Source organism: Actinomycetospora callitridis, from assembly GCF_028737265.1.
GTDB lineage: Bacteria > Actinomycetota > Actinomycetes > Mycobacteriales > Pseudonocardiaceae > Actinomycetospora > Actinomycetospora callitridis.
The window spans coordinates 116,323-140,452 of record NZ_JAQZAK010000001.1 but is presented as its reverse complement, the minus strand read 5'-3'; the positions used below and the strand labels follow the sequence as shown (position 1 = coordinate 140,452).

Annotated in this window: 29 protein-coding genes; 14 read left to right on the top strand and 15 right to left on the bottom strand. The window is 74.3% G+C overall.

Annotation, left to right across the window (positions count from 1 at the left end; translation table 11 throughout):
* Nucleotides 1-19: 19 nt before the first annotated feature.
* The gene (locus PH191_RS00680; RefSeq protein WP_274192704.1) at nt 20-487 is read left to right on the top strand and encodes an SRPBCC family protein; all 468 of its coding nucleotides are present in this window, start codon (nt 20-22) and stop codon (nt 485-487) included.
* On the opposite strand, the gene PH191_RS00675 is transcribed toward PH191_RS00680, so the two are convergent.
* A complete protein-coding gene (locus PH191_RS00675) occupies nt 488-1,957 on the bottom strand; it encodes a hypothetical protein (protein ID WP_274192703.1) in 1,470 nt (489 codons plus the stop codon).
* 126 nt (nt 1,958-2,083) lie between these two features.
* On the opposite strand from PH191_RS00675, the gene PH191_RS00670 reads away from it, so the two are divergent.
* From PH191_RS00670 to PH191_RS00650, 5 genes are all read left to right on the top strand, one after another.
* Complete coding sequence (locus PH191_RS00670; protein ID WP_274192702.1) at nt 2,084-2,659, top strand: hypothetical protein; 576 nt, start codon at nt 2,084-2,086, stop codon at nt 2,657-2,659.
* Nucleotides 2,656-3,738 carry an HTTM domain-containing protein gene (locus tag PH191_RS00665; protein WP_274192701.1) on the top strand — a complete coding sequence of 361 codons (1,083 nt, stop codon included), beginning with the start codon at nt 2,656-2,658 and terminating at the stop codon, nt 3,736-3,738. Before PH191_RS00670 ends, PH191_RS00665 begins: the two co-directional genes overlap by 4 nt.
* 123 nt (nt 3,739-3,861) lie before the next feature.
* The gene (locus tag PH191_RS00660) at nt 3,862-4,659 is read left to right on the top strand and encodes a hypothetical protein (RefSeq protein WP_274192700.1); all 798 of its coding nucleotides are present in this window, start codon (nt 3,862-3,864) and stop codon (nt 4,657-4,659) included.
* Nucleotides 4,660-4,667: 8 nt separating this feature from the next.
* Complete coding sequence (locus tag PH191_RS00655; protein ID WP_274192699.1) at nt 4,668-5,282, top strand: class F sortase; 615 nt, start codon at nt 4,668-4,670, stop codon at nt 5,280-5,282.
* A 130-nt stretch (nt 5,283-5,412) separates the two neighbouring features.
* The gene (locus PH191_RS00650; protein ID WP_274192698.1) at nt 5,413-5,805 is read left to right on the top strand and encodes an ACT domain-containing protein; all 393 of its coding nucleotides are present in this window, start codon (nt 5,413-5,415) and stop codon (nt 5,803-5,805) included.
* Nucleotides 5,806-5,808: 3 nt separating this feature from the next.
* On the opposite strand, the gene PH191_RS00645 is transcribed toward PH191_RS00650, so the two are convergent.
* From PH191_RS00645 to PH191_RS00635, 3 genes are all read right to left on the bottom strand, one after another.
* On the bottom strand, nt 5,809-6,411 hold the full coding sequence (locus PH191_RS00645; protein WP_274192697.1) for a DJ-1/PfpI family protein: 603 nt from the start codon (nt 6,409-6,411) through the stop codon (nt 5,809-5,811).
* An 85-nt stretch (nt 6,412-6,496) separates the two neighbouring features.
* Nucleotides 6,497-7,663 carry an MFS transporter gene (locus PH191_RS00640; RefSeq protein WP_274192696.1) on the bottom strand — a complete coding sequence of 389 codons (1,167 nt, stop codon included), beginning with the start codon at nt 7,661-7,663 and terminating at the stop codon, nt 6,497-6,499.
* Nucleotides 7,664-7,742: 79 nt separating this feature from the next.
* Nucleotides 7,743-8,081, bottom strand: a complete 339-nt coding sequence (locus tag PH191_RS00635) for a universal stress protein (protein ID WP_274192695.1) — start codon at nt 8,079-8,081, stop codon at nt 7,743-7,745.
* A 148-nt stretch (nt 8,082-8,229) separates the two neighbouring features.
* Between PH191_RS00635 and PH191_RS00630 the strand changes: the two genes are divergently transcribed.
* Complete coding sequence (locus PH191_RS00630; protein WP_274192694.1) at nt 8,230-9,549, top strand: MFS transporter; 1,320 nt, start codon at nt 8,230-8,232, stop codon at nt 9,547-9,549.
* Nucleotides 9,550-9,639: 90 nt separating this feature from the next.
* Nucleotides 9,640-10,341, top strand: a complete 702-nt coding sequence (locus PH191_RS00625) for a Crp/Fnr family transcriptional regulator (RefSeq protein ID WP_274192693.1) — start codon at nt 9,640-9,642, stop codon at nt 10,339-10,341.
* 12 nt (nt 10,342-10,353) lie between these two features.
* Here the strand turns inward: PH191_RS00625 and PH191_RS00620 are convergent, their stop codons facing one another.
* Nucleotides 10,354-10,707 (bottom strand): DUF3040 domain-containing protein, encoded by a 354-nt coding sequence (locus PH191_RS00620; RefSeq protein ID WP_274192692.1) that lies wholly within the window; start codon nt 10,705-10,707, stop codon nt 10,354-10,356.
* Between the two features lie 194 nt (nt 10,708-10,901).
* Nucleotides 10,902-11,429: a TetR/AcrR family transcriptional regulator gene (locus PH191_RS00615; protein ID WP_274192691.1), complete on the bottom strand. Its 528-nt coding sequence runs from the start codon at nt 11,427-11,429 to the stop codon at nt 10,902-10,904.
* A 101-nt stretch (nt 11,430-11,530) separates the two neighbouring features.
* On the opposite strand from PH191_RS00615, the gene PH191_RS00610 reads away from it, so the two are divergent.
* Nucleotides 11,531-12,997 (top strand): MFS transporter, encoded by a 1,467-nt coding sequence (locus PH191_RS00610; RefSeq protein ID WP_274192690.1) that lies wholly within the window; start codon nt 11,531-11,533, stop codon nt 12,995-12,997.
* 38 nt (nt 12,998-13,035) lie between these two features.
* On the opposite strand, the gene PH191_RS00605 is transcribed toward PH191_RS00610, so the two are convergent.
* Nucleotides 13,036-13,359 carry a putative quinol monooxygenase gene (locus PH191_RS00605; RefSeq protein ID WP_274192689.1) on the bottom strand — a complete coding sequence of 108 codons (324 nt, stop codon included), beginning with the start codon at nt 13,357-13,359 and terminating at the stop codon, nt 13,036-13,038.
* A 113-nt stretch (nt 13,360-13,472) separates the two neighbouring features.
* On the opposite strand from PH191_RS00605, the gene PH191_RS00600 reads away from it, so the two are divergent.
* The gene (locus PH191_RS00600) at nt 13,473-14,321 is read left to right on the top strand and encodes a helix-turn-helix domain-containing protein (protein ID WP_274192688.1); all 849 of its coding nucleotides are present in this window, start codon (nt 13,473-13,475) and stop codon (nt 14,319-14,321) included.
* 5 nt (nt 14,322-14,326) lie between these two features.
* A complete protein-coding gene (locus tag PH191_RS00595; RefSeq protein ID WP_274192687.1) occupies nt 14,327-14,764 on the top strand; it encodes a VOC family protein in 438 nt (145 codons plus the stop codon).
* A 203-nt stretch (nt 14,765-14,967) separates the two neighbouring features.
* Here the strand turns inward: PH191_RS00595 and PH191_RS00590 are convergent, their stop codons facing one another.
* The 3 genes from PH191_RS00590 to PH191_RS00580 all read right to left on the bottom strand — a co-directional run bounded on the left by PH191_RS00590 (nt 14,968) and on the right by PH191_RS00580 (nt 17,288).
* A complete protein-coding gene (locus PH191_RS00590) occupies nt 14,968-15,756 on the bottom strand; it encodes a YybH family protein (protein ID WP_274192686.1) in 789 nt (262 codons plus the stop codon).
* 83 nt (nt 15,757-15,839) lie between these two features.
* Nucleotides 15,840-16,424, bottom strand: a complete 585-nt coding sequence (idi, locus tag PH191_RS00585) for an isopentenyl-diphosphate Delta-isomerase (RefSeq protein ID WP_274193647.1) — start codon at nt 16,422-16,424, stop codon at nt 15,840-15,842.
* 291 nt (nt 16,425-16,715) lie between these two features.
* A complete protein-coding gene (locus PH191_RS00580; protein WP_274192685.1) occupies nt 16,716-17,288 on the bottom strand; it encodes a DUF1707 SHOCT-like domain-containing protein in 573 nt (190 codons plus the stop codon).
* Nucleotides 17,289-17,443: 155 nt separating this feature from the next.
* Here PH191_RS00580 and PH191_RS00575 point away from each other — a divergent pair, with 155 nt between their 5' ends.
* Nucleotides 17,444-18,181 carry a VIT1/CCC1 transporter family protein gene (locus tag PH191_RS00575; RefSeq protein ID WP_274192684.1) on the top strand — a complete coding sequence of 246 codons (738 nt, stop codon included), beginning with the start codon at nt 17,444-17,446 and terminating at the stop codon, nt 18,179-18,181.
* Here PH191_RS00575 and PH191_RS00570 read toward each other — a convergent pair.
* Together PH191_RS00570 and PH191_RS00565 are read right to left on the bottom strand one after the other, a co-directional pair.
* Nucleotides 18,154-19,146, bottom strand: a complete 993-nt coding sequence (locus tag PH191_RS00570; RefSeq protein ID WP_274192683.1) for a helix-turn-helix transcriptional regulator — start codon at nt 19,144-19,146, stop codon at nt 18,154-18,156. The two genes, PH191_RS00575 and PH191_RS00570, sit on opposite strands and share 28 nt — an antisense overlap.
* A gap of 39 nt (nt 19,147-19,185) precedes the next feature.
* The gene (locus tag PH191_RS00565) at nt 19,186-19,977 is read right to left on the bottom strand and encodes an HpcH/HpaI aldolase family protein (protein WP_274192682.1); all 792 of its coding nucleotides are present in this window, start codon (nt 19,975-19,977) and stop codon (nt 19,186-19,188) included.
* 107 nt (nt 19,978-20,084) lie between these two features.
* On the opposite strand from PH191_RS00565, the gene PH191_RS00560 reads away from it, so the two are divergent.
* A complete protein-coding gene (locus PH191_RS00560) occupies nt 20,085-20,345 on the top strand; it encodes a hypothetical protein (protein WP_274192681.1) in 261 nt (86 codons plus the stop codon).
* Nucleotides 20,346-20,531: 186 nt separating this feature from the next.
* On the opposite strand, the gene PH191_RS00555 is transcribed toward PH191_RS00560, so the two are convergent.
* Nucleotides 20,532-21,140 (bottom strand): response regulator transcription factor, encoded by a 609-nt coding sequence (locus tag PH191_RS00555; RefSeq protein WP_274192680.1) that lies wholly within the window; start codon nt 21,138-21,140, stop codon nt 20,532-20,534.
* 125 nt (nt 21,141-21,265) lie between these two features.
* On the opposite strand from PH191_RS00555, the gene aroQ reads away from it, so the two are divergent.
* On the top strand, nt 21,266-21,715 hold the full coding sequence (aroQ, locus tag PH191_RS00550) for a type II 3-dehydroquinate dehydratase (protein WP_274192679.1): 450 nt from the start codon (nt 21,266-21,268) through the stop codon (nt 21,713-21,715).
* Between the two features lie 4 nt (nt 21,716-21,719).
* Here aroQ and PH191_RS00545 read toward each other — a convergent pair whose 3' ends face one another.
* Complete coding sequence (locus PH191_RS00545; protein ID WP_274192678.1) at nt 21,720-22,646, bottom strand: alpha/beta fold hydrolase; 927 nt, start codon at nt 22,644-22,646, stop codon at nt 21,720-21,722.
* Nucleotides 22,647-22,649: 3 nt separating this feature from the next.
* Nucleotides 22,650-24,020, bottom strand: a complete 1,371-nt coding sequence (locus PH191_RS00540; protein ID WP_274192677.1) for an NAD(P)/FAD-dependent oxidoreductase — start codon at nt 24,018-24,020, stop codon at nt 22,650-22,652.
* Nucleotides 24,021-24,130: the final 110 nt, after the last annotated feature.

The window sequence follows — 24,130 nt, the reverse complement described above, 5'->3', positions numbered from 1 at the left end:
CATCCCGAGGATGGGCGGGGTGTGGGCCTTCGTGCTGTCCTCGCTCGTCCCCGCCGACACCGGCGTCGTGTGGCGGCGGGTGGTCACCCCGGAGGGCATCAACGACGAGATGCGGCCGTGGATGACGATGTCGTTCCCCCGGGACGCGGACGTCCGGAGCATCGAGGCCGTCCGTGTGGGCGAGCCCCTCGGACGCGCCCGGCTGCGACTGTTCGGGGTCGTCCCGTTCGACCACGACGATCTCGTGATCACCGAGCTCGAGCCGGGGCGACGTTTCCTCGAGGAGTCGACGATGGCCTCGATGCGCCGCTGGGTCCACGAGCGGACCGTGGCACCCGCTCCGAACGGCGCCACGACGATCACCGACCGCGTGACCTTCGAGCCGCGGGCCCTCCTGAGGTGGGCGGGGCCGGTGCTGCGACCGGTCCTGGTCGCCTTCTTCGCCCACCGCCAGCGTCGCCTCGTGCGCCGGTTCGCGGTGCGGTGATCACGGCGTCGGCGCCGCCGCGGGGGCCACGTCGACCGTCACCGGCACAGTGATGATCTGCCAGTCGCGCTGCACCTGGACCCACAGCGCGTAGCGGCCGGCGCGCGGGAAGGTGTAGTCGAAGCCGACCTGCGGGCCGTACGTGCCGGCGGGTCCCGCCGCGCCCATGTCGTGGACGTGCCCGAACGCCGACGCGGGATCGCCCGGGTCGGGCACGCCACGCAGACCGGGACCGAGCAGCATCAGGTGGCCCCCCATGCCCAGCCAGCCCTGGAGATCGGTCACCGGGGCGCCACCGCCCCCGGTGAAGGCGACCGAGACGCGGGTGGGCCGACCGGCGACGGCGGCCGGGGCGATCACCTCGGCGTCCGTGCCGGCGACCTCGCGGACCCCCGCGCCCGGGGCGGCCGGGGTCGCCGGAGCCGCGGGCCCGCCCACGTCGAACGCCGTGCGGGCGACCTGGTGGCCGCCGTCCCCGGCGCGCTCCATCTCGGCGAAGACGCCGTAGCGCCCGCCGGTCGCCGGCTGCACGCGGACCACGTAGCGACCGGGAGCGATCCGGACCGGGTGGACGTGCGCCAGCCGCCCGTCCGGGCCGATCACCGCGAGGTGGATCAGGGCGTCGTCGTGGATCGTGAGGTCGTCCACCGCGGCGCCGGTGGAGCCGTCGGTGAGGTCGAGCTCGAGATCGGTCGGGGCGCCGGCCTGCGCGCCGGGGCCGGTCCGGGCCGTGACGACGACGGCTCCGGGACCCATGGCCGACATGTCCGATGCGGGCGTCCCAGCCGTGGCCGGCAACGCGCCGCCACCGTGACCCGCGTGGCCCCCGGCCGGCGCCGCCGCCGGGTCCACCGGCGCCGCGGCCGGCGTGGCGGCCGCCGAGGTCGCCGGCGCCGTCGCCACGGCGGTCGCGGCGATCGTCAGGCCGACGATCGCGGCCGCGCCGAGCGCGAGGGCCAGGCGGGGACGCTGCCGCACGCTCGGGGCCAGGGCCGCGATCAGGGCGACGACGCCGAGCACCGCGCCGATCCGCACGGCCCACACCCACCCGGGAGTCGGGGCGGGGGCGGCGACCGTGATCGGGATCCGGGCGACGGTCGCGCCGTCGGCGACCGCGATCTCCCAGGCGCCGACCCCGTCGGCGGTCAGGACGACCTCGTGCGGCTGCCCGACGGGCGCCCCGGGCGCGACGACCGGCGCCGTCGCCGGGCCCTCGCCCGGGCGGACGGCCGCGAGCGTGACGTCACCCGGGGGCGCCTCGCCGCGCGGGAGCACCACCACCGGCATGCGCCCGCCGCCCTCGGGTGGCGCGGTGATCGTGAGGGCGAGCGTGCGCGCACCGAGCGAGAGCTCGATGCGCTGGACGCCGACCGGGGTGGACTCGTGGGCCGAGGCCACCGGGGCGAGCAGCGCGGTGAGCGCGGCCAGCAGGACGACCAGGGCACAGGCCCGGACTCGCGGCGCGATCACGGCGCACACCGTAGCGACACCTCAGCGATCGATGAGGTGAACCGTGACGACAACTGCTCCGTAACGCTCAGCGCGTTCCACCGATTCCTCTCCAGAACGACACGCCTGCGTGAGAGGTCGGGGAGCATGGAGACGACGACCCAGGAGCCGGAGACCCCGGAGCCGGTTGCTGAGGACGTCGACGAACCGGCCCCGATGAGCCGCGGCAAGTACTTCGGCATCTCGGCGCTCATCGTGCTGACCCTGCTGGGGATGCTCGCCAGCACCGCCCCGAAGTCGGAGATCAAGAACGGGCTGCTCGACCTGACCCGGCCCTTCCTGCTGGTGACCGGTCTCGACCAGGCGTGGGGCGTCTTCGCCCCGAGTCCGCCCCGCACGACGAACCTGGTCGTGGCACGCGTCGACCGCGTGGACGGCACCGTCGGTGTCTACCCGCTGGAGGGCAGCGACGGGCTCGCCGAGTACTGGGACTACCGCTGGCGCAAGTACGGCGAGCAGCTGTGGAAGAAGCGCGCGGCGGAGCGAGAGCGCACGGCCTTCGCGGGGTGGATCGCGGACCAGGACCGCGCCACCGGGCACCAGCCGGTGCGCGTGACGTTGGTGCGCGTCAACCACGCGAACCCCCCACCAGGAAGCCCGGAGCCCAGTGGCGGAACGTGGCGGGACATCCCCTTCTTCACCGTGCCGGTGAGTCAGCGATGACCCGGCCCTGGACCCGTCTGCGCCACGGGTGGGACCGCTTCTGGTTCGCCCCGCGGTCCACGGCCCCCGTCGAGGTCCTCCGCATTGCCTTCGGGTTCCTCGCGACCCTCTGGATGCTGTCACTCATCCCCATCCTCGAACCATTCTTCGGCCACGAGGGCGCCATCCCGGTGCGCGAATTGGCACCCGGCGTGTGGACGCTGTTCACCCTGGTTCAGGGTTCGCCGCTGATCTGGGTTCTGTGGTCGGCGGGCGTGCTCGGCGCGGTCGCGCTCACCGTCGGCTTCCGCACGCGGCTGGCGGCCTTGGTGGTGTTCGTGGTGATGATGTCGGTGAGCCGGTCCGCCCCGCTCGCGTTCAACGCCGGCGACGGACTGCTGCGAGTCATCGCCTTCTACCTGCTCCTGATGCCGGCGGGGTCCGCGGTATCGGTGGACCGATGGCGCGCCGACCCCGGACGTCTGTGGACCTTCCCTCGTCGAGCGCCGTGGGCCCTGCGGCTCGCGCAGATCCAGCTCAGCGTCATCTACATCTCCACCGTCTGGGAGAAGGCGGCCGGCGGAGGCTGGCGCGACGGCACGGCGGTCTCGTACGCCGTGCGCATCGGTGAGGTCAGCCGCCTCCCGGTGCCGTCGTTCATCACGAACTCGCCGCTCCTCACCGAGCTGGCGACCTACGGCACGGTCGCCGCGGAGCTGGCCATCGGCGTCCTCGTGTGGAACCGGGCAGCCCGGCCCTGGGTGCTCGCCCTCGGTGTCCTCCTCCATCTCTCCATCGAGCTCACCCTCGCCGTCGGCTTCTTCAGCCTGGCGATCGTGACCCTCTACCTCGCCTTCCTCCCACCCGAGCGTGCCGAGCAGGTCCTGTGGTGGGTGCGTGACCGGCTCGCGCGGCGGCGTCGACGACGTCCGGTGGCGGAGCCGGCGGCCGAGGAGGAGCCAGGAGAACGAACGGTCCCGGAGGCCCGCGAGCCCTCGGACCCGGAAGCGGAGTCGGCTCCGGAACCGGAACCGGTCCTCGTCCCCGGGGGCAGCGTGATCGCGTCATCGGCGGAGAGCGCTGTCCGGCGCCTGAGCTAACGCTTTCGTCACGATGCGACGGATGAGTAACAACGAACGGGTGATCGCCGACAGGGACATGTCGACGGGGCGACGGTCAGCGCACGGATCAGGCCGGTACGGGCCGGGGACTGGAGAGAGGGTATGAACAGTCAAGGAAGAGGTCAGCGGTTCCTGGTGCTCGGGGCCGGGGTGCTGCTCATCGGATCGCTCGGGGTCGGATCGGCGTCCGCCACCGACTACACCGGCGGCAACACCTGCGTCGAGGTGTCGAGCTACGACCACCCCCGCCACGACGGCAACGGCGACGGCTCCACGGACAGCAGCACCGACAGCTCCACGGACAGCAGCACCGACAGCCCGCTCGACGCCCTCACCGACACCCTGACCGACCTCGTCGACGGTCTCCCGACCACGGACCTGCCGACGACAGACCTCCCGACCACGGACCTGCCGACCACGGACCTCCCGACCACGGACCTGCCGACCACGGACCTCCCGACCACGGACCTGCCGACCACGGACCTGCCGACCACGGACCTCCCGACCACGGACCTGCCGACCACGGACCTCCCGACCACGGACCTGCCGACCACGGACCTCCCGACCACGGACCTCCCGATCGGTGGTCTCGGCGGCGGGTCGGGCCCCAGCGAGACGCAGGGCCTCCGGGCGGCGGAGCCGACGACGGACTCGGGTTCGGGCAGCGACGCGGACACGGACGCCGACATCGACACGAGCGGCGCCACCCTCACCACGACCGACGAGGGCGACAACTACGGCTCGGGCTACCGCCACGGCTCCGGCTACAGCCACGCCCGCACCGTCTGCTACTTCAACAGCACGGTGAACCACTACTGGTACGACTACCGCCCCGTCGGTGAGGTGTACGCGACCCAGGTCAAGCGTGTGCCGTCCGGCGGCGTCGACACGGGGAACTGAGCGAGCGGATGAGCATCACCGACAAGGGCCCGGAGCAGAAGTCCGGGATCTCGATGACGAACGTCTCGATCGGTCTGATCGTCGTCCTGGTGGGCCTGGCCCTGGTCGTCGGGATGAACTCGTCCGGTCCCTCGGGCTTCGGTTCGCCCGCGCCGCTGGCCGCCTCGGCCCCGACCCGGGTCACCGTGCCGTCGATCTCCGCGGAGTCGTCGCTCGTCCCGACCGGGCTCCAGGAGAACGGCAGCCTCGAGGTGCCGCCGGTCTCCGAGCCGATGCAGGCGTCGTGGTTCGACCAGAGCCCGACGCCGGGTGAGGTCGGGCCGAGCATCGTCCTCGGTCACGTCAACGGCGGCGGCCGGCCGGGCATCTTCGTGAACCTGAAGGACGTGGTCGCCGGCGCGCAGGTCTTCATCGACCGTGCCGACGGCCAGCGCGCCGTGTTCGAGGTGTCGCGGGTGGACACGATCCCGAAGGACTCGTTCCCGACGGACGCGGTTTACAACGACACCGCCAACCCCCAGCTGCGGCTCATCACCTGCGGCGGGGACTACGACCGGAGCGCCCGGTCGTACCTCTCCAACGTGATCGTCTACGCCGACTTCGTCGAGGTGCAGAAGATCTGACCGGCGGCCGAGGGCCCGGGGCGAGCACGATCCGCCCCGGGCCCTCGGCCGTTCCCGGGGTCGCTCCGGACCCGGTCGGCCGATCCGACGGCCCGCTGTCCGCCGTGACGACGAGCGGGAGGATGCGCGGGTGCCCGGCGACACCGATCCCTCCCGACTTCTCGCCGGGATGGACCCGGTGCTGCACGCCGACCGCTACGTGTTCGTCTCCGTGCCCGAGCTCCCCGACGGGCTCGTGCCGCTCGCGACGATGCGCGAGGACGAGGGGCTCTCGGCGGTGGTGACCTCCGACGACGCCGACGCCCACGACCTGGTCGGCGCGTTCCCCTGCGCGGGGATCACCCTGCGCGTGGCCTCGGCCCTCGAGGCCGTCGGCTTCCTCGCCGTGATCACCCGGGTGCTCGCGGACGCCGGGATCGGCACCAACCCCGTCGCCGGCTTCCACCACGACCACCTGTTCGTGCCGTGGGAGCGCCGCGACGACGCGATGGCGGTGCTGCGGGAGCTCGCCGAGATGTCGTGACGGCTAGACCGGCGGCTCGGGGTCGTACTGGATGCCCCGGCGGACCTGCCGGGCGCGCTCGACGCCGACGAGGCGCACGACGAGGTGGAACGCCATGTCGATGCCGGCCGAGACGCCGGCGCTGGTGATCACGTCACCGGAGTCGACGTAGCGGTCGTCGCGGCGGACCTCGACGCTCGGATCGAGCTGGGCGAGGGTGTCGAGCTGGCCGTGGTACGTCGTGGCGGGACGGTCGGTGAGCAGGCCGGCGGCGGCGTAGACGAGCGAGCCGGTGCACACGCTGGTCATCAGCGGCACGTCGCGGCGCCAGGCCCGCACGCGGTCGAGGTGTGCAGGGTCCTCGACCTGGGGCCGCGTGCCGCGCCCACCCGGGTGCAGGAGCACCTCGAGCGGCCCGACGTCGTCGGCCGAGTGCTGCGGGACGATCGTCATGCCCTTCGCGCAGGTCACCGGCCCGCCATCCACCGAGAAGAGGGTCGCGGCGTAGCCATCCTCGGGGAAGTTCGCCGTCCACCACGACAGGACCTCCCACGGACCCACGGCGTCGAGCTCCTCGACGCCGTCGAACAGCAGGATCCCCACTCGCTTCACCTCGGGTGCGCTCACGGCTCCAGCATGCCGCGTCACACCGGGCCGACGGGACGTGAAAACGCGGGCGCCGAGCCCGACCCCGCGCGCCCGCGGCACCTCGTCACGGAGGTGGGGCGGGGGTACCGCTTCGAGCCGTGAGCAGGCCGCCGGCCGTGACCAGGAGGAGCGCGGCCAGCCCGACGAGGACGGCGGTCAGGCTGACGAGCCCGAGGAGCAGGCCCACGACGGCCGGGGCGATCACCGCGGCGAGCGCCCCGACGGCGACGACGACCGTCAGCGCCTCGCCCGACCGGTCCGGGGCGATCTCGGCGGTCCACACGGCGAGCACGGCGGCCCCGCCCATGATCCCGGGCGCGAACACGACCGCGGCGCCGAGCGCGACGAGGGCGGACCCGGCGCCCGCGCCGAGGATCACCAGCGACGCGGCGATCGACAGCAGGCACGCGGCGGCGACGCGGACCGTCCCGAACCGCGCGCACCAGCCGCCCGTGCCGAGCGCGACGAGGCCGACCACCCCGACCAGGGCGTAGAGCACGCCGGCGAGCCCGGCGTCGAGCCCGCCGCGGCGCAGCATGTCGGCGGCCCAGGTGAAGAACGTCGTGACGCCGACGTGGAAGGCCACCGAGTAGAGAGTCGGGACCGCGAGGCCGCGCAGCGGGATCCGTCCCGCCGGCCCGGTGCGCGAGGGTCGCACCGCGGGCGTCCCCCGCAGGTTCAGCAGGCCCGCCGCCGCGGACGCGACCGCGATCGCCACCCACACCAGCCGCCAGCCGGGCACGGCCATCACCGCGAGCGCGACGAGCCCGGAGACCACCAGGCCCCCGCTCGTCCCGGTGCTGATCACGGCCAGGACCCGCGGGCGGCGGGGGGCGTCGACGACGGCGGCCGCGAGGTCGGAGTACGCCGGCCACACCCACCCCGCGGCGCTGCCGGCGAGCACGGTGCCGACCGCGAGCACCGCCGGCGACGGCGCCACCGCGGCGAGGATGCCGCCGATGACGCCGCACACGCTCCCGACCGTCGTCGGGGCCCGCGGCCCCAGGCGGCGGCTCAGCACGGGCGCGAGCAGCAGACCCGCGAGGTAGCCGGCGAAGGACGCGGAGGCGATGAGGCCGAGGACGGCGTCGTCCAGACCGTCCGCCGAGAGCGACGGGTCCCCGCGCAGCGCCGGGAGCGTCAGACCGAACGCGTACCGGCCCATCCCGTAGGCCACGCCCACCACCGCGGCGCCGGCGACGGTGAGGCGGAGCTCCGGGGATCGCGGCACCGGCCGATGGTCACAGCACCGGCACGGGTCGGCCACACCGATCGGGAGGCGGGCGGGTTCTCCCCCCTCGCGGAGCGCGCTAGGTCTTCACCGCCAGCACGGGCACGTCGGCCTCGAGCAGCAGCCGCTGCGCGACGTCGCCGAGGAACGCCTTCCCCACCGGGCTGCGGCGGCGGACGCCGATGACCAGCAGGTCGACGTCGGTGTCCGCCTCCAGCCGCTCGAGCACCGCGTCACCGTCCTCGACCCCGGACGTGCGGTCGACGACGGTGACCGTCGCGCCGGCCGGGACGGTGAGGGGGCCGACACCCAGGTTCAGCGCCACCACCGCGGTGTCCCGCCAGGCCGCCTCGGCCAGCGCGGCGCCGAGCGCCACGGCCCCCGTGCCGTCGTCGGTGACGGCCACCAAGATCGTCATCGATCCCCCGAGATGTCTGAGCCGACCACGCTACGGTGTGTACCTCGGCGAGCACGCGGGGACACGTTCCGTCTGTAGTGTGCGATACAGACCTCAATCTTCCTGAACCGGACACTCGGCGTACCCGTACGAACGTTCAGGAGGCTCCGTGAGTCAGAGCGACGCCGCGCCCGCCGGCGCGTCACCACCCATGCGCCGCATCGCGATCGCGAGCATGACCGGCACGGTGATCGAGTTCTACGACTTCTTCATCTACGGCACCGCCGCCGCGCTCGTGTTCAACAAGGTCTTCTTCCCCTCGCTCGGGGCGGCGGCCGGCACGGCGCTGGCACTCGCGACGTTCGGCGTGGCCTTCGTGGCCCGCCCGTTCGGCTCGGTGCTCTTCGGGCACTTCGGCGACAAGCTCGGCCGTAAGCGCACGCTCGTGACGACGCTGCTGGTCATGGGCCTCTCGACGTTGGCCATCGGCCTGCTGCCCACCACCGGTGCCATCGGCATCGCCGCGCCGATCCTGCTCGTGCTGCTGCGCATCCTGCAGGGCCTCGCGGTCGGCGGGGAGTGGGCCGGCGCGACGCTGCTCACCGCGGAGAACTCGCCGGGCAAGATGCGCGGCAAGTACGCACTGTTCCCGCAGCTCGGCCCGTCGCTGGCCTTCGCCCTGGCCAGCGCCACCTTCCTGACCACCGCGCTCACCATGAGCAACGAGGCGTTCCTGGCCTGGGGCTGGCGGGTGCCGTTCATCGGCAGCGTGGTCCTGGTCGCCGTCGGTCTCTACGTGCGGCTCGCCATCACGGAGACCGCGGCGTTCATGGCCCGGGAGAAGACGACGAGCACGCGCATGCCGGTCATGGAGGTGCTGAGCACGCACACGGGCCGGGTACTGCTCGGTGCGGGCTCGACGATGGCCGTGTTCGCGTTCTTCTACATCGGCGTCACCTACCTGACGAGCTACGGCACGCAGGAGCTCGGACTGCCGCGCACCACGGTGCTCGCGATGGGGATCATCGGCGGCCTCGTCTTCGCCGCGACCACCATCGTGGGCGCGATCCTGTCCGACCGCGTCGGGCGGCGAAAGATGATCATCATCGGCAACGCGTCCGCCATCGTCGGCGGCATCATCGCGTTCCCGATCCTCGACATCGGCACCGCGTGGGCGTTCGGGCTGGGGCTCTCGCTGGTGCTCGGCGTCGTCGGCATCGCCTACGGTCCGCAGGGCGCACAGCTCCCGGAGCTCTTCCCGACGCACTACCGCTACACCGGCGCGGGCCTGTCCTACAACCTCGCCGGCGTGCTCGGCGGCGGCGTCGTCCCGCTGATCGCCACCGCACTGGTGGCGGGACTGGGGTCGAGCCTCGCGATCGGTGTGCTGCTCGCGGGCCTGTCGGTGATCAGCCTCCTGTGCACCATCGCGCTGCCCGACACCAACGCCGAGTCCATCTCCTCCACGCCCGTCCGCGCGGCAGCCTGAGCACGGCCGGACGAGCGTCCCTTCCGGGACGCTCGTCCGGCCCGTAGCCTGCCCTCACCCGCGCTCCGGCGGACGGATCGGAGGACGGCGATGGCTCCGCACGACGTTCCACCCTCGCCGACCGTCTCGCCCTTCCTGCTCGGCGAGCCCGGTGCCGTCAGCCGGCGGATCGAGGCGCTCGGCGTCCCGCGCCCCGTCCGCGCCGGTGAGCACCTCTACCGGCAGGGCGAGCCGTCGTCGTCGTTCCACGTCGTGGTCAGCGGCCGCGTCCGGATCCACATGCTGCGTCCCGACGGCACGGTGCGGGTGATCTCCTGGGCCGAACCGGGCGCGAGCCTGGGCGAGGGCGTCTGCTTCGACGGCGGCCTCAACCAGGTGTCGGCCACCGCGATCACGCCGTGCGAGCTGCTCGCCGTCGGTCGCGACGCCCTGGTCGCCGCCGCCCGCGACGACCCGGAGCTGCTCGTCGAGGTCGTCCGCCGGGTGTCCCACAAGCAGCGGGTGCTGCACCTGCACGTGTTCCTCGACGGCCTGCCCGCCCGCGAGCGGGTGATCCTGCTGCTCGGGCACCTCGTCGAGGCCTACGGCAACGGGGCGCTCGGGACGTCGGCGCGCCTGTCCGTGCGGCCGCCGGTGGACGAGCTCGCGCTCATGGTCGGGCTGACCCGGGTGACGCTCAGCCGCGAGCTCTCGCGCCTCGTCGCCGAGGGCGTGCTGGTCAAGGACGGACGCAGCATCGTGGTGCGCGACCTGCCGACCCTGCGGCGGCGCGTGGACGCGGTCGCCGTCTAGGGCGCACCGGCCTCAGCGCATCAGCGGGCGCATCCGGTGCAGGACGATGCGCACGGCCAGCGGGGCGCCGGCCGGCAGCAGGGTCGAGCCCAGGGCGCCGATGACCAACAGGACGACGGACCCCGTGTGGACCCCGACCGCGAGGGGCAGGACACCGACCAGCAGGGTGCTCACCAGTCCCGCGAGCAGCATCAGGTGACCGACGCCGAGACGGCGCGCCCTGGGGACGCTGACCCGGCGGACGAACCGCGGGTCCTGGACCGCCAGCGCGCGCACCATCGCGTCGAAGGGGGCGCGGTAGGGGTCGACGGCCCGTTCGGCGGCGATCTCCTCGGCGGCCCGGTCCGGCTCCTCTGGCTGCTCCACCTTGACAGGATGCGTCAGGGGCCGGGGGCTCACACCGTGTCCTCGACCACCGACACCTGGCGTCGACCAGCGGAAATGCGGCGGGCACCTCGTCACGTCCCGGCCCCGCGCGGGCGCCCTCGCCGCACGACGGCGACCGCCGGGCCGACGGGGGCCGTGGACGACGCCGTCGGACCGGCCGCCGACCGCCCCGTTCACCGTGCTCCGGCCCGCCGGAGCACCTCCTCGATCGCCCCGCCGAGGCCCTCGCTGGAGTCGCCGACGATCGCGCGCAGGTAGATGCCGTCGCCCACCGCGGCCACCAGGTCGGCGGCGAACGGGTCGCCGAGCTCCTCGGTGAGCGCCGTCCGCCACCCCGCCAGGCAGCGGCGTGTCGCCTCTGCCGCGCGGGGCTCGGTGGTCGCGAGCTTGATCAGCGCGACCGTCGCCCGGTAGACGGGGCTCGCGGCGGCCGGCTCGTCGATCGACGTGCGCAGGTAGTACCGCGCGACGCCCTCCGGGGCGGACCGGGCCGCGGCGAGGTCGTCGTCGTTGAGCGCCCGGGCCCGCGCCAGCAGCCCCTCGAGCAGGGCCTCCCGCGACCCGAAGTGGTAGAGCAGCCCGCCCTTGGACACCCCCGCGGCGCTCGCGACGGCGTCGAGCGTCACGGTCTCGGGACCGGAGGTCACGACGAGGTCCGTGTACGCGTCGAGGATCCGGTCGCGCTGTGACGGGCGTGGCACGGCGTTGACAGTAGACCGTCCAGCCGGTGTAGTTTCACCGTCGTCGGAAACTACACCGTCTGGACGGTGTAGACACTTGTGCTCCCGCTCGGAGGCTCGCCATGTCCCGCCGGTCGCCCGCGATCGCGCTGGCCGCACTCGTCCTGCCGGTGCTGCTCATCAGCATCGACATGACGGTGCTGGGCGCGGCACTGCCGGTGCTCGCGGAGGACCTGGACCCCGGGGCCGCCGAGCAGCTCTGGATCGTCGACGCGTACTCGTTCGTGCTCGCCGGCCTGCTCGTCACCATGGGCACGCTCGGCGACCGCGTCGGGCGACGCCGCCTGCTGATGTGGGGCGCCGCGGCCTTCGGCATCGCCTCGGTGCTCGCGGCGTTCGCGCCCACGGCCGGCACGCTCGTCGTCGCCCGCGCCCTGCTGGGCCTCGGCGGGGCGACGCTCATGCCCTCGACGTTCTCGCTGATCAAGACCACGTTCCCCGAGCCGGGCCGCCGGGCCACCGCCGTCGCCGTGTGGTCGGCCGCGTTCTCCGGCGGCGCGGCGGCGGGTCCCGTGGTCGCGGGCGTGCTGCTCGAGCACTTCTGGTGGGGCTCGGTCTTCCTGATCAACGTCCCGGTGATCGTGCTGCTGCTGGCGGTCGGCCCGTTCGTCCTGCCCGAGAGCCGGGACCCGCATCCGGGCCCGTTCGACCTCGCCTCGGCGGCGCTGTCGCTCGTCGCGATGTTCCCGCTGGTGTCCGCCCTCAAGACCGTCGCGACCGAGGGCCCGACCGTCGGGGCGGCGCTCTCCGCCGTCGTGGGCGTCGTCGCGGGCACGCTGTTCGTCCGGCGCCAGCGCCGCCTCGCGCACCCGCTCCTGGACCTCGGGCTGTTCTCCCGCCCGTCGTTCTCGGTGTCCGTGACGACGAACCTGCTCGGCGTGTTCGCGCTGGTCGGCCTGCTCCTGCTGCTGCCGCAGTACCTGCAGTCGGTGCTCGGCTACTCCCCGCTCGAGGCCGCGCTGTGGATGCTGCCCGGCTCCGTCGCCGGGGTGACCGGCGCGCTCCTGGCCACGCGCATGGCGCGCCGGCTCACGCCGCCCGCGCTCGTCGGGCTCGGGCTCGGGTCCGCCGCGACGGGCCTCGCCCTCGTCGCCGTCCTCGGCGGGCTCGCCGGGGTCGTGGTCGGGTTCGCACTGCTCGGAGCGGGCGTCGCGCTCTCGGAGGCCCTGACCAACGACCTGATCCTGGCCGCCGCCCCGGCCGACCGGGCCGGTGCCGCCTCGGCGATCTCCGAGACGGGCTACGAGCTCGGCGGAGCGCTGGGCACCGCGGTGCTCGGCAGCCTCGCCGCGGCCGTCTTCACCGCGCGGACGGGGCAGGAGACCCTCGGCGGCGCGATCGCCCACGCCGGGGCGCTGGAGCCCGGAGCCGGCGACGCGCTCGTCACCGCGTCACGGGAGGCGTTCGTCGTCGGCATGCAGGGCGCCGCGGCGCTCGGTGCCGCCGTCCTGACGCTGACCGCTCTCGGGGCGTGGCGACTGCTGCAGCGGGCGGCGGCCTCCGCGGAGCGCGAGCCGGTCGGGGTCTGACCCGGCCGGCCCGGCGCCGCGGTCCACCGGTGTCCCTCTCAGCGGGGCTCGATCTCGCCCATCTCGCCCCAGCCGTCCTGCGGGACGTTCTGGACGTTGATGATCTTCGGCTTCTGCGAGACCCAGTCGGGCGCCTGCGCGACGAACGTCCGGAAGTGGTCGGACTGGACGTGCGCGTCGCCGGCGTCGTCCTGGAACGCCTCGACGAGGACGTACGTGTTGTCCTCCTCGAGGTGCCGGGACCACTCGAAGAAGATGTTGCCGGGCTCCTGGCGCACCGCGTCGGTGAAGTCCTTGACCAGGGACGGGAACTGCTCGGCGTACTCCGGCTTCACGGTCCACTTGACGTTGATCAGGATCAAGGCCGTCTCTCCACATCGTCCGGGGTCGGGGTGCGGTGCGCATCCTCGCGCGGCGGAGCGGGGGTCCGCCACGGACCGTTCCGATCGCCGTCCGCCGGGGCCACACTGGGAGGGTGGAGCCGGTGTCGGACGGACGGTCGGGGGTGCCCGGCGCCGCTCTGCGCGGGCACGTCGCCTACCACGGCTACGACTTGCGCGGCGGCCCGCCGGGCGTGCACCGCGGCCTGCCCTCGCCGTACCTGACACTGATCGTCACGTTCGGCGAGCCGCTGGTCATGCGCACGCCGGACGGCGGTCTGGCCCGGCGCCGCACGGCGATCGGCGGGCTGCACACGACGCCCGAGGAGATCGTCCATGACGGGCGCCAGTCCGGGGTGCACGTCGTGCTCGACCCCCTCGCGGCGCGGGCCCTGCTCGGGCGGCCCGCCTCGGACCTCGCTGGGATCACCGTCGACGGCGACGACGTCCTCGGCGCCGTGACGCGCGAGATGGAGGAGCGGGTCGAGGCCGCCGAGGGCTGGGACGGGCGCTTCGCCGTGCTCGACGACGTCCTGCAGCGAGCGCTGGCCGTCGACTCCCCGGGGCGCCCGGTCGCGCCCGAGGTGCGCCGTGCCTGGCGTCGGCTCGTGGGGTCGGCCGGCACGGTGCCCGTGCACGCGCTCGCCGACGAGGTCGGCTGGAGCGAGCGTCACCTCGGCCAGCGCTTCCGCGCCGAGATCGGCGTGGCCCCGAAGGTCGCGGGGCGGATGGCCCGCTTCGACCGCGCCCGGCGCCGCCTCGCCGCCCGCGCGGTCGCCGGCGGGCCCCTCGGGCTCGCGGACATCGCCGCCGACGGGGGCTACGCCGACCAGGCCCACCTCACGCGGGAGTTCGGCGCGCTCGCCGGCTGCTCGCCCACCCGCTGGCTCGCCGAGGAGATCGGGAACGTCCAAGACGCCGGGACCCCCGACACGGCACCGTGAGCACCATGGACACCTCCTCCACGACCGACGCCAAGACCCCACCGCCCCAGATCTGGCCCACGCTCGCGGCCCGGGACGCCCGCGCCCTCATGGCGTTCCTGACCGAGGTCCTCGGGTTCGTCGAGGTCGTCGCGTACGCCGACGACTCCGGCGTCGTGCAGCACGCCGAGCTGGCCTGGCCCAGCGGCGGCGGGATCATGATGGGCCAGCAGCGCCCGGGCACCGACGTGCGCGCGACGTCCTCCGGCTCGTTCACCGCCTACGTCGTCGTGCCCGACGCCGCCGAGATCGACGCCATCGCCGCGCGGGTCCGGGATCACGGCGGCGGCGAGGTCACCCAGGGCCCCTACGACACCGACTACGGCTCCCACGACGTCGCCGTGCGCGACCCGGAGGGCAACCACTGGCAGTTCGGCACGTATCACGGCGCGCCCCGGCCCTGAGCGTCGCGGACACCTCGGTTTCCGAAGCATCGGGCCGGGCCGGAGGACGGTGGCCGACCGACCGACCGCGCGGCCGACGGACGCCCGCCGTGAGTCCTCCCACGGACGCTTCGGTTCTCGAAGCGTTCTCCGGTCGGCTCAGCAGAGGTCGTCCGACCGGCCGCCGGGGATGACGTGGTGGTGATCGGCGGAGCGGCGTGCCATCAGACGGGGAACGACAGGTGCTGGTGGATCATCGACCAGCCCTCGCTCGTGCGGCGGAAGACCCGGGTGCCGCGGGAGAGCACCGGCTCGGCGTCGGGGCCGGGCGTGATGTGGTCGATGCCCCACGAGACCGCGATGTCGCCGCCGGCGACGACCCGGAGGTCCGGGATCTCCCAGCGGACCGACTCCGGCGAGGCCTCGAGCCCGGCCCGGCAGACCTCGCGGACGTCGTCGATGCCGACGTACTCCAGCGGGCCCTCGTGCTCGTAGGAGACGATGTCGTCGGCGATCGGCGCGACGAGCGCGTCGAGGTCGCCGGCGGCGGTGTCCTGCGCCCACTTCCGATGCACGTCGCGCACCGCCTGCTGGTCCTCCTCCACGATGTGGCTCTCGTCGGGGAACGAGTGGTGCTCGTGCACCACCACCCAGCGGCCCTCCTCGCGGCGCAGGCCGAGGGTGAGCCGCAGCCGGAGGTCGGGGCGGGCGGCGACGGCCTCGGGGGTGTCGCAGCGCAGGAGGGCGTGGGCGAACGCGACGTCGTCGCCCGCGGTGACGTCCAGCTCGACGATGTCGAAGCACCCGCCGGAGGCCTGGAACTCGAAGAACGGGGGCCAGGCCGCGGTGTAGGCGGCGAGACCGCGGATCCCGTCCTGGGGCGGGGGCACGTCGAACATGACGATGTCCTCGGCGTGGTCGGCGACCACGGTCTCGAGGTCGCCGACGTGCACGGCGTGGGCCCAGCGCTCGATCAGCTCGCGGACCTCGCGCTCGGCGTCGTTGTCGGCCATGGGGCTGTCCTCCCGGGTTCGGATGGCGTCCTCAACCGGTGGAACTCCCGCGGCCGGCCCGACTCATCGGCGGGACCGGAAACTCACGTCGCCAGGAACGCCGCCGGGGGCAGCGCGGCCGGGTCGGCGGTGGCCCAGCGGCCGGGCTCGGGGCCGAGCGAGGCGAGCAGGCGGATCTGGTCGGCGCACCACGGCGAGATCCCCGACCAGCGATCGGCGAGGACCTCATCGCGGAACGGCGCCCACGGCACGGTACGGATCTCGTCGACCTCGCCGGGGTCCGGCTCGCGGGGCACGTCGTGGGTGCGGGCGACGAAGACGGGACACATCTCGTTCTCGCGCACACCGCCCTGCTCGGCGTCGTACCGGAAGCCGGGCAGGACGAGGCGCAGGCCGTCGAGGTCGATCCCGAGCTCCTGGCGCCCGCGACGGCGGACGGCCTCGTCCATCGGCTCGTCCGGCGCGGGGTGGCCGCAGAACGAGTTGGTCCACACGCCGGGGAAGGTCCTCTTGCTGCGCGCACGCCGGGTCAGCAGCAGGTCGCCGCGCCCGTCGAACACGTAGCAGGAGAACGCGAGGTGCAAGGGCGTGGCGTCGTGGTGGACCTCGGCCTTCGCCGCCGTCCCCGTCGCCGCCCCGGACTCGTCGAGAAGCACGACCCGTTCGATGATCCCCATAACGGACACAGCTTCCCCTGCGCCCCGCGCGGCGGCACCTCGAAGCGCCGACGACTCACGCGACCGGGAGGCCGGGGACCTGAGCCGGATCCCGTCGCCGCTGGTCACGCGCTCGACCGGAGCGCGGAGGGGCGAAACGTGGTATCCAGGAGAGATCGGTGGCCCCGGGCTCGTCCCTCGAGCCCGGGGCCACCTCTCGCCGCTGCCGCTGGCGCCACCACAACACCGCGCAGCGATGAGGCAAGCCTAACCTCATCCACGGCGGCCGCGCCACCCCCCTTTTCACCAGGGCCCGTGTGGTCCGTGCCTCCCGCCGTGGCCGTGCCCGTGGCCCCCGGGCCCGCGTCCGTGCCAGCGCCCGTGCCGCGCGCCGAGCACCAGGAACAGCAGCGGGAGCACCAGCAGGCCGCCGGCCGACCCCGTCGCCGCCGCGCCCACGAGGAGCGCCGGCAGCACGAGCACGAGCACCATCACCAGCGCGATGCCGAGGGCCGGACCGGCCGGGGCGGGCCGGCGGTCCCGGACCTGCTCGGGCACGGGCGACGGCGCCGCCGGCACCGGGGGCGAGGGTGCGACGTGGGGGTGGGGCAACGGCGGGTGCGGCGCCGGCAGGTCGAGGAACAGGGGTTCCAGGTCGGAACGGTGGACCGCGACGGCCGCGCGGGCGGACCGTTCGCCGAACTCGTCGATGTCGAGGCGCCCCGCCTCGAGGTGCGTGCCCAGGGCCTGCAGAGCGGCGGCGCGCTCGGCGTCGCTCACCCGCAGGTCCGGTGGCCCGCTCCGCTCGGGCAGGCGTGACCGGTGCTCCTCCGGGTCGCCCCGCCCCTCGCGCTCGGCTGCTCCCTCGGTGTCCACGGCGCCTCCTCCTGCCGGGCGCGGCGGCCCCGTCCGCGTCACCCGGCCCCACCATCGTGCGCTCCCGGGCGCCGGATCGCCGTGAGGATCACGCGCGGACTGAGGGCAGGCTCAGTTTTCTGGAATCATTCCATTCTTCGTGGGACCCTGGGGGCATGCGCGAGACGGTGAGCAGCTCCGGGACCCCGGGCGAGGTCCACCCCGAGCCGCACGGCGGCGAGCTCTCCCAGCGGCTCAACGCCCTGCGCGCCGGCGTGCTCGGCGCCAACGACGGGATCGTGTCGACGGCGGGCATCGTCGTCGGCGTCGCCGGCGCGACGGTCGAGCGCGCCCCCATCGTCACCGCCGGGATCGCGGGCCTCGTGGCGGGCGCGGTCTCGATGGCCCTCGGCGAGTACGTCTCGGTGTCCAGCCAGCGCGACTCCGAGCGCGCCCAGCTGGCGAAGGAGAAGCGCGAGCTGCGCGAGACGCCCGACGAGGAGCTCGAGGAGCTCACCGAGCTGTACGAGGCGAAGGGCCTCTCGCGGGCGACCGCGCGGCAGGTGGCCGTCGAGCTCACCGAGCACGACGCGCTCTCCGCCCACGTCGACGCCGAGCTCCACCTCGACCCCGACGAGCTGACCAGCCCCTGGCGGGCGGCGGGCGCCTCGGCGGTGGCGTTCACGCTCGGCGCGCTGCTGCCGCTGATCGCCGTGATCGCGACCCCGCCGACGTGGCGGGTCCCCGTCACCGTCGCGGTGGTGCTCGTCGCCCTCGGGCTCGCCGGCTGGGTCGGCGCCCGGCTCGGCGGCGCGACCCCGAGGCGGGCGGTGCTGCGGGTGATGGTCGGCGGCGCCCTGGGCCTCGCCGCGACCTACGGCATCGGCTACCTGGTGGGCGGCGCGGTCGGCTGAGCGTCCCCGGCGGCCCGCAGGTAGCGCGCGGCCACCACCCGCAGCTCCTCGGACAGGGCGTCGGGCGATTCGACGGTGAACTCCGTACCGAGCCCGAGCAGGATGATCGTCGCGGCGCGGGCGTCGTCCGTGGACAGCGACACCCGGCAGGCGTCCGGCCCGTCGGGCTCGATGCGTACCTGGTCGGTCCAGATCGTCGCCCGCACCTGCTCGGCCGACGCCTCCACGCGCACGACGCAGCGGAACGGCCGGACGTCGGCGACGCGGTCGGAGACGAACGCCGCCGGGTCGCCGCCCGGGATCTCGCGCGGGGCGAACCGCGGGCCGGTCGGGAGCCCGTCCGGCGCCAGCCGCGGCGTGAGGCGGTCGACGCGCAGGGTGCGCCAGTCCTCGCGGTCGCGGTCCCAGGCCACGAGGTACCAGCGCCGACCCCAGGCGACGAGGTGGATCGGCTCGATGCGCCGACGGGTCGCCGCTCCGTCGCGTGCGATGTAGTCGATCTCGAGCACACGGCGGTCGCGGCACGCCCCGCCCACGACGGCGAGCACCGAGGGGTCGACGGTCGGCGCGACGCGCGGCGCCACGATCGCCACCGGCATCGCCGAGACCCGGTGCCGCAGGCGCGCGGGCAGGATCCGCTCGAGCTTGACCAGCGCCGCCAGCGCCGTCTCCCCCGTGCCCGCCACCCCGGACCCGGCCGCGGTCCGCAGCGTCACCGCGACCGCGACGGCCTCGTCGTCGTCGAGCAGCAGCGGCGGCAGCGCGGCCCCGGAGCCGAGGCGGTAGCCGCCGCCGGGGCCGAAGCCGACCTCGACCGGGTAGTCGAGCCCGCGGAGCTTGTCGACGTCCCGGCGCACGGTGCGGGTGGTGATGCCGAGGCGCTCGGCGAGCTCCGGTCCGGTCCACTCCGGGCGGGCCTGCAGCAGCGAGAGCAGGCGCAGCAGGCGGGCGGAGGTCTCGAGCACCCGCTCAGTGTGCCCCGCGAGGCGGACGGGAACGGTCCGCTATCCCCGGAACCCCTCGCGCGCGCCGTCCAGACCCTCGAGCAGCGCCGGCACGTCGGACCACGTGGTGACCAGCGAGAACCCGTCGGCCGCCCGGGCGGCGGCGTACTGCGCGCGGGTGGCGTGCACGGCCGCGCGCGTACCTGCGGCGGCGCAGGCGTCGAGGACGCGCCGGAACGCGTCGTGGATCGCGGGCTCCTCGCGGTTCTGGGCGGGGCCGAGCCCGAGGGCGACGCCGAGGTCGCCGGGGCCGACGAACAGCCCGTCCAGGCCCGGCACCGCGGCGATCTCGCCGGCCCGGTCCAGGGCGTCGGCCGTCTCGATCATGGCGAACACGAGGACGGAGCCGGCGGAGCCCACGGGATCGGCGCCGGGACGCAGCGCCGTGCGCACGGGCCCGAACGAGCGGCGCCCGGCCGGCGGGTAGCGGCACGCGGCCACGAGCTCGGTGGCCGTCGCGACGTCGGAGACCATCGGGGCGATCACGCCGCGGACGCCGAGGTCGAGCACGAACCCCACGCTCGCGTCGTCGACCGAGGGCAGGCGCACCAGCGGGGCGAGCCCGTGCGCGTCGACGGCACGGACCGCGGCGGCGGTCGACGCGCGGTCGAACAGGCCGTGCTGGAGGTCGAGGGTCAGGGCGTCGAGGACGTCGTGCCCGGCGGCGTACGCGGCCACGACCTCGACGAGGTGGGCGTCCGGGACGGTGAGCCAGCCGTTGCGTGCCGCACGGCCCGCGGACCAGGCCGCGTGCACCGTGTCGAGAGGGCCCGTGTCGAGGGGGTCTGCCACCCGTCCACCCTCCCCGTCAGCGCCGAGCCGAGACGTCGCTCACCTTCTCACGACTACTCCGTTCGAGGGCGGCGGACGGGTGTTCCGTGCCCGTACGATCGGCGGCGATGGCCGCTCCCTCCCGTGCCCCCTCCCGCACTGCCTCCCGAACGGGGCGCACGACCCCGACCCCCCGGTTCACGTTCGCGCGCGACACCGCGTACCGGATCACCGTGCGGGGCGAGGGCGGCGAGCGGCAGGACCACGCGCTCGACGCCTACCAGGGCTGGATCGCCGGCCCCGACGGCATCCGCCACCGGTTCGGGGCGCACCCGCGCACCCGCACCGAGCTGCGTGACGACACCATCCGGACCGTCGTCGGCCCCTGAGACACGTCACGGCGGCACCTCACGGCCCGGCTCCTGCGGGCACGCCGACCGGACCCGGTGGGCGGGCGCATGCGGGGTACGCCCGTCCACCGGGTCCGGTCGACCCGTCCTTCCTCCTGCCCCGCTGACCTCCTGCCGCCTCCGACCCGGCGGGACGTCGTCGGGTGTCTCCCCCCGGCAGCTGCCTCAGGAGACGAGGCCGCAGCGGAAGCCCTGCGCGACCGCCTGGGCCCGGTCGGCCGCCGAGAGCTTGCGGAACAGCCGACGGGCGTGGGTCTTCACCGTGTCCTCGGACAGGTAGAGCTCGCGGCCGATCTGGCCGTTGCTCTTGCCCTGGCTCATCCCGCGCAGGACCTGCATCTCGCGCTCGGTGAGGTTGACGCCCGCGCCCGGCTGCGCACCGCGCTGCATGGGCATGGCGCCGACCTCGGCGCCCGCGGCGGAGTGGGCGAGCGCGGCGACCAGCTCGGGACGCGAGGCGTCCCAGCGCAGGTAGCCGCGGGCGCCGCCGGCGATCGCGGCGGCGATGCTGCCGCCGTCGTCCGGGGCGCCGAAGACCATGACGTTGGCCTGGGGGTGCGCGGCCATGAGGCGACGGGTCGCCTCGGCGCCCGAGGCCACGGCGCGCTGCGTCCCGACGAAGACGACGTCCGCGCTCTGGCGGGCGTAGCGGGTGAGCAGCTCGTCGGCCGTGGACACACAGTCGATGCGCTGGACGCCGGGGACCGCGGACATGACGCGCGTCAGTCCCTCGCGGACACTGCGCCGGTCGTCGCAGATCAGAACCGTCCTCATACAGACTCCGTCCGAGATGGGGAGACCGCCCGTGCTGGGCGCTGTCCCTCTCATCGGTCGTCCCACCCGTCCGCTTGACCCCCGAATGACAAAGGCGTGGTTATGAACCCCCGATGGAGTGGCGCATGAACGCCCGCCGCGTGCTGGTCGTCAACGGGCCCAACCTCAACCTCCTGGGCCGCCGGGAACCCGAGGTCTACGGCACCGACACCCTGTCCGACCTGGAGGAGCGCTGCCGGCGCACCGCCGCCGAGCTCGGTCTGGAGGTCGACGCGCGCCAGAGCAACCACGAGGGCGTGCTCATCGACACCGTCCAGGAGGCCATGACCGGCCACGGCGGAGTGATCATCAATCCGGGCGGCTACACCCACACGTCCGTGGCCCTGCGCGACGCGCTGGCCGCCCTGCCGGTCCCGGTGGTCGAGGTGCACCTGTCGAACGTGCACGCCCGCGAGGCGTTCCGGTCGCACTCCTACGTGTCCCCGGTGGCCACGGCCGTGATCGCCGGGGCCGGGGTGACGGGGTACGACCTGGCGCTGCGCTTCCTCGCCGAACGACTCGTGCGCCAGATCTGATGCGTCAGAGCTGAGCCCGCGTCGCGAGCGCGGCCAGCTCGCCCGCGAGGGCGTCGGGGAACTGCAGGGGCAGGAAGTGGCTGCCCGGCAGGCGCACGAGCCGGGCGTCGGGCAGGACGGCCGCGAGCGCCGTCATGTCCGCGGGCGGGGCGAGCGTGTCGAGATCGCCGGACACGATCGTGACGGGCACGTGGAGCGAGCCCAGGTCGTCCGGCGTCGGGTGCTCGGCCGCGGCGAGCACGAGCCGGGAGAACCACGTCCAGTCGTGGCGGGCGAACTCCCGCGCCACCTCGGCCAGGGTGATCATCGGCGCGGCGGAGCCCGTGGGGTCGAGCTGGGCAGGGTCCACGCCGGCGCGCCCGAGGGCGTCGCGGCCCGCGTCCAGGCTCCGGGGCAGCAGGTTGATCAGCCCCGCCGTGGGCGGCCCGACCACCCGCAGCAGCCATCCCCCGATCTGCGCCGCCCGCCGGTGCACGCCCTCGGGCACCTGGGCCGGCAGGGGCGAGAGCTGGGGCAGCACCCGGAACGCGCCCGTCGCCGCGCCGCCGAGGACGAGCAGGCCCGCGACGCGGTCGGGCGCGCGCCGGGCGGCCTCGATCGCGATCGCGACGCCCACCGACCAGCCGACGACGAGGGCCCGGGACATCCCGGCCGCGTCCATGACCGTGAGCAGGTCGTCGACGTGGTCGTGCACGGAGATGCGCGTCTCGTCGTCCGGGCGCGCCGAGCCGCCGAGACCGCGGTGGTGCCAGCTCGTCGCGTGGTAGCCGCAGTCCGCGCCGTGCAGGAACGGCCACGCCGTCGGGCTCGCCCCGAGGCCGTTGGACACGACCACGGGCACGCCCTGCGCGCCGTTGTCCCAGCGGCGCAGGAGCGTCCCGTCGCGGGCGAGCAGGTCCTCCCGGTACTCCGGGTCCTCAGGGGGCGTCACGCGTCACCCGGCCGCGCTGGCGGCGCGCTTCGCGATCTCCTCCTCCGAGAGGTAGTCGCGCGTCTCCTCGAAGGACGACGTCTCGCTCTTGCGCCCCGTGAGGAAGCCGATGCGGATGAAGTCGTCGCCCCCGAAGAAGTGCAGGATCCAGTTGGCGACGACCCGGGCGCGCGTGCGCGTGAGCGGCAGCGCGTAGAGGTGGTAGCCCCGGGTCACGGCCTGGGCGACGATGCCCGTGAGGCGCAGCTTCAGCGGGTGGGCCACCGCCTGGGTGCCGCCGAGGTCGACGACGAGCCCCAGGTCGTGGTGCTTGTACTCGCGCAGCGACTCGCCGCGCAGCGAGGCGACGACGTTGTCCGCGGCGACGACCGCCTGGCGCGTCGCGTGCTGGGCCGTGGGCGGGCAGAGCGTGGAGCCCGGGTCCTCGGCGGTCAGGTCGGGCACGGCGGCTGCGTCGCCGAGCACGAACACCTCGTCGTACCCGTCGAGACGCAGGTCGGTGCCGCACTTGACCCGGCCGCGCACGAGTTCGACACCGAGCTGCTTGACCAGCGGGCTCGCGGTGACGCCGGCGGTCCAGACCAGCGTCTTCGTCGGCAGGGTGTCCCCGTCGGTGAGCGTGACGCTGTCGGCGGTGACCTCCTCGACGCCGGTCTCGAGCCGGACCCCGATGCCGCGGCGGCGCAGCAGGTCGAGGGCCTCCTCGCCGAGGCGCTGCCCGAGCTCGGGCATGAGCCGCGGCGCGATGTCGACGAGGGTCCACTTGACCAGCGTCGGGTCGAGGCGCGGGAAGCGCTTCATCGCGGCGTCGGTGAGCAGCTCGAGGCACGCGGCGGTCTCGGTGCCCGCGTAGCCGCCGCCCACCACGACGAAGTGGCACCGCGCGGCGCGCTCCTCGGGATCGGTCGACGCGTTGGCGAGCTCGAGCTGCGAGAGCACGTGGTCGCGCAGGTAGGCGGCCTCGCCGAGGTTCTTCATCCCCAGCCCGTGCTCCTCGAGCCCCGGGATGTCGAACTGGCGCGTCACGCTGCCCGCGGTGATCACCAGCCGGTCGTAGGGCAGGTCGACGACGTCCTCGCTGATCTTCTTGACCACGGCGACCTTGCGCTGGAGGTCGAGCCCGATCACCTGGCCCGGCAGGCGCTGGGAGCGGTGGATGGCCCGGGGCAGCGGCACGGTGACCGACTGCGCGGTGATCACGCCTGCGGCCACCTGCGGCAGCAGGGGCAGGTAGAGCATGTAGTCGTGGGGGTTGACCACCACGATCTCGACCTCGCCGCGTGCCAGCTCGCCCTTGAGCTCACGTTCGAGGCGCTGGACGCACTTCAAGCCGGCGAACCCCGCGCCGACCACCACGATGCGCTGCGCGCTCATGCGAACGTCCTCCCATCAGTCCCCGAGGGCATTGTCCGCCCGCAAGTGTCGTTCGTGATGATTTCCCCTGGTACCGCGCCCGGACACCTTCCCGGACCGACCGACCGCGC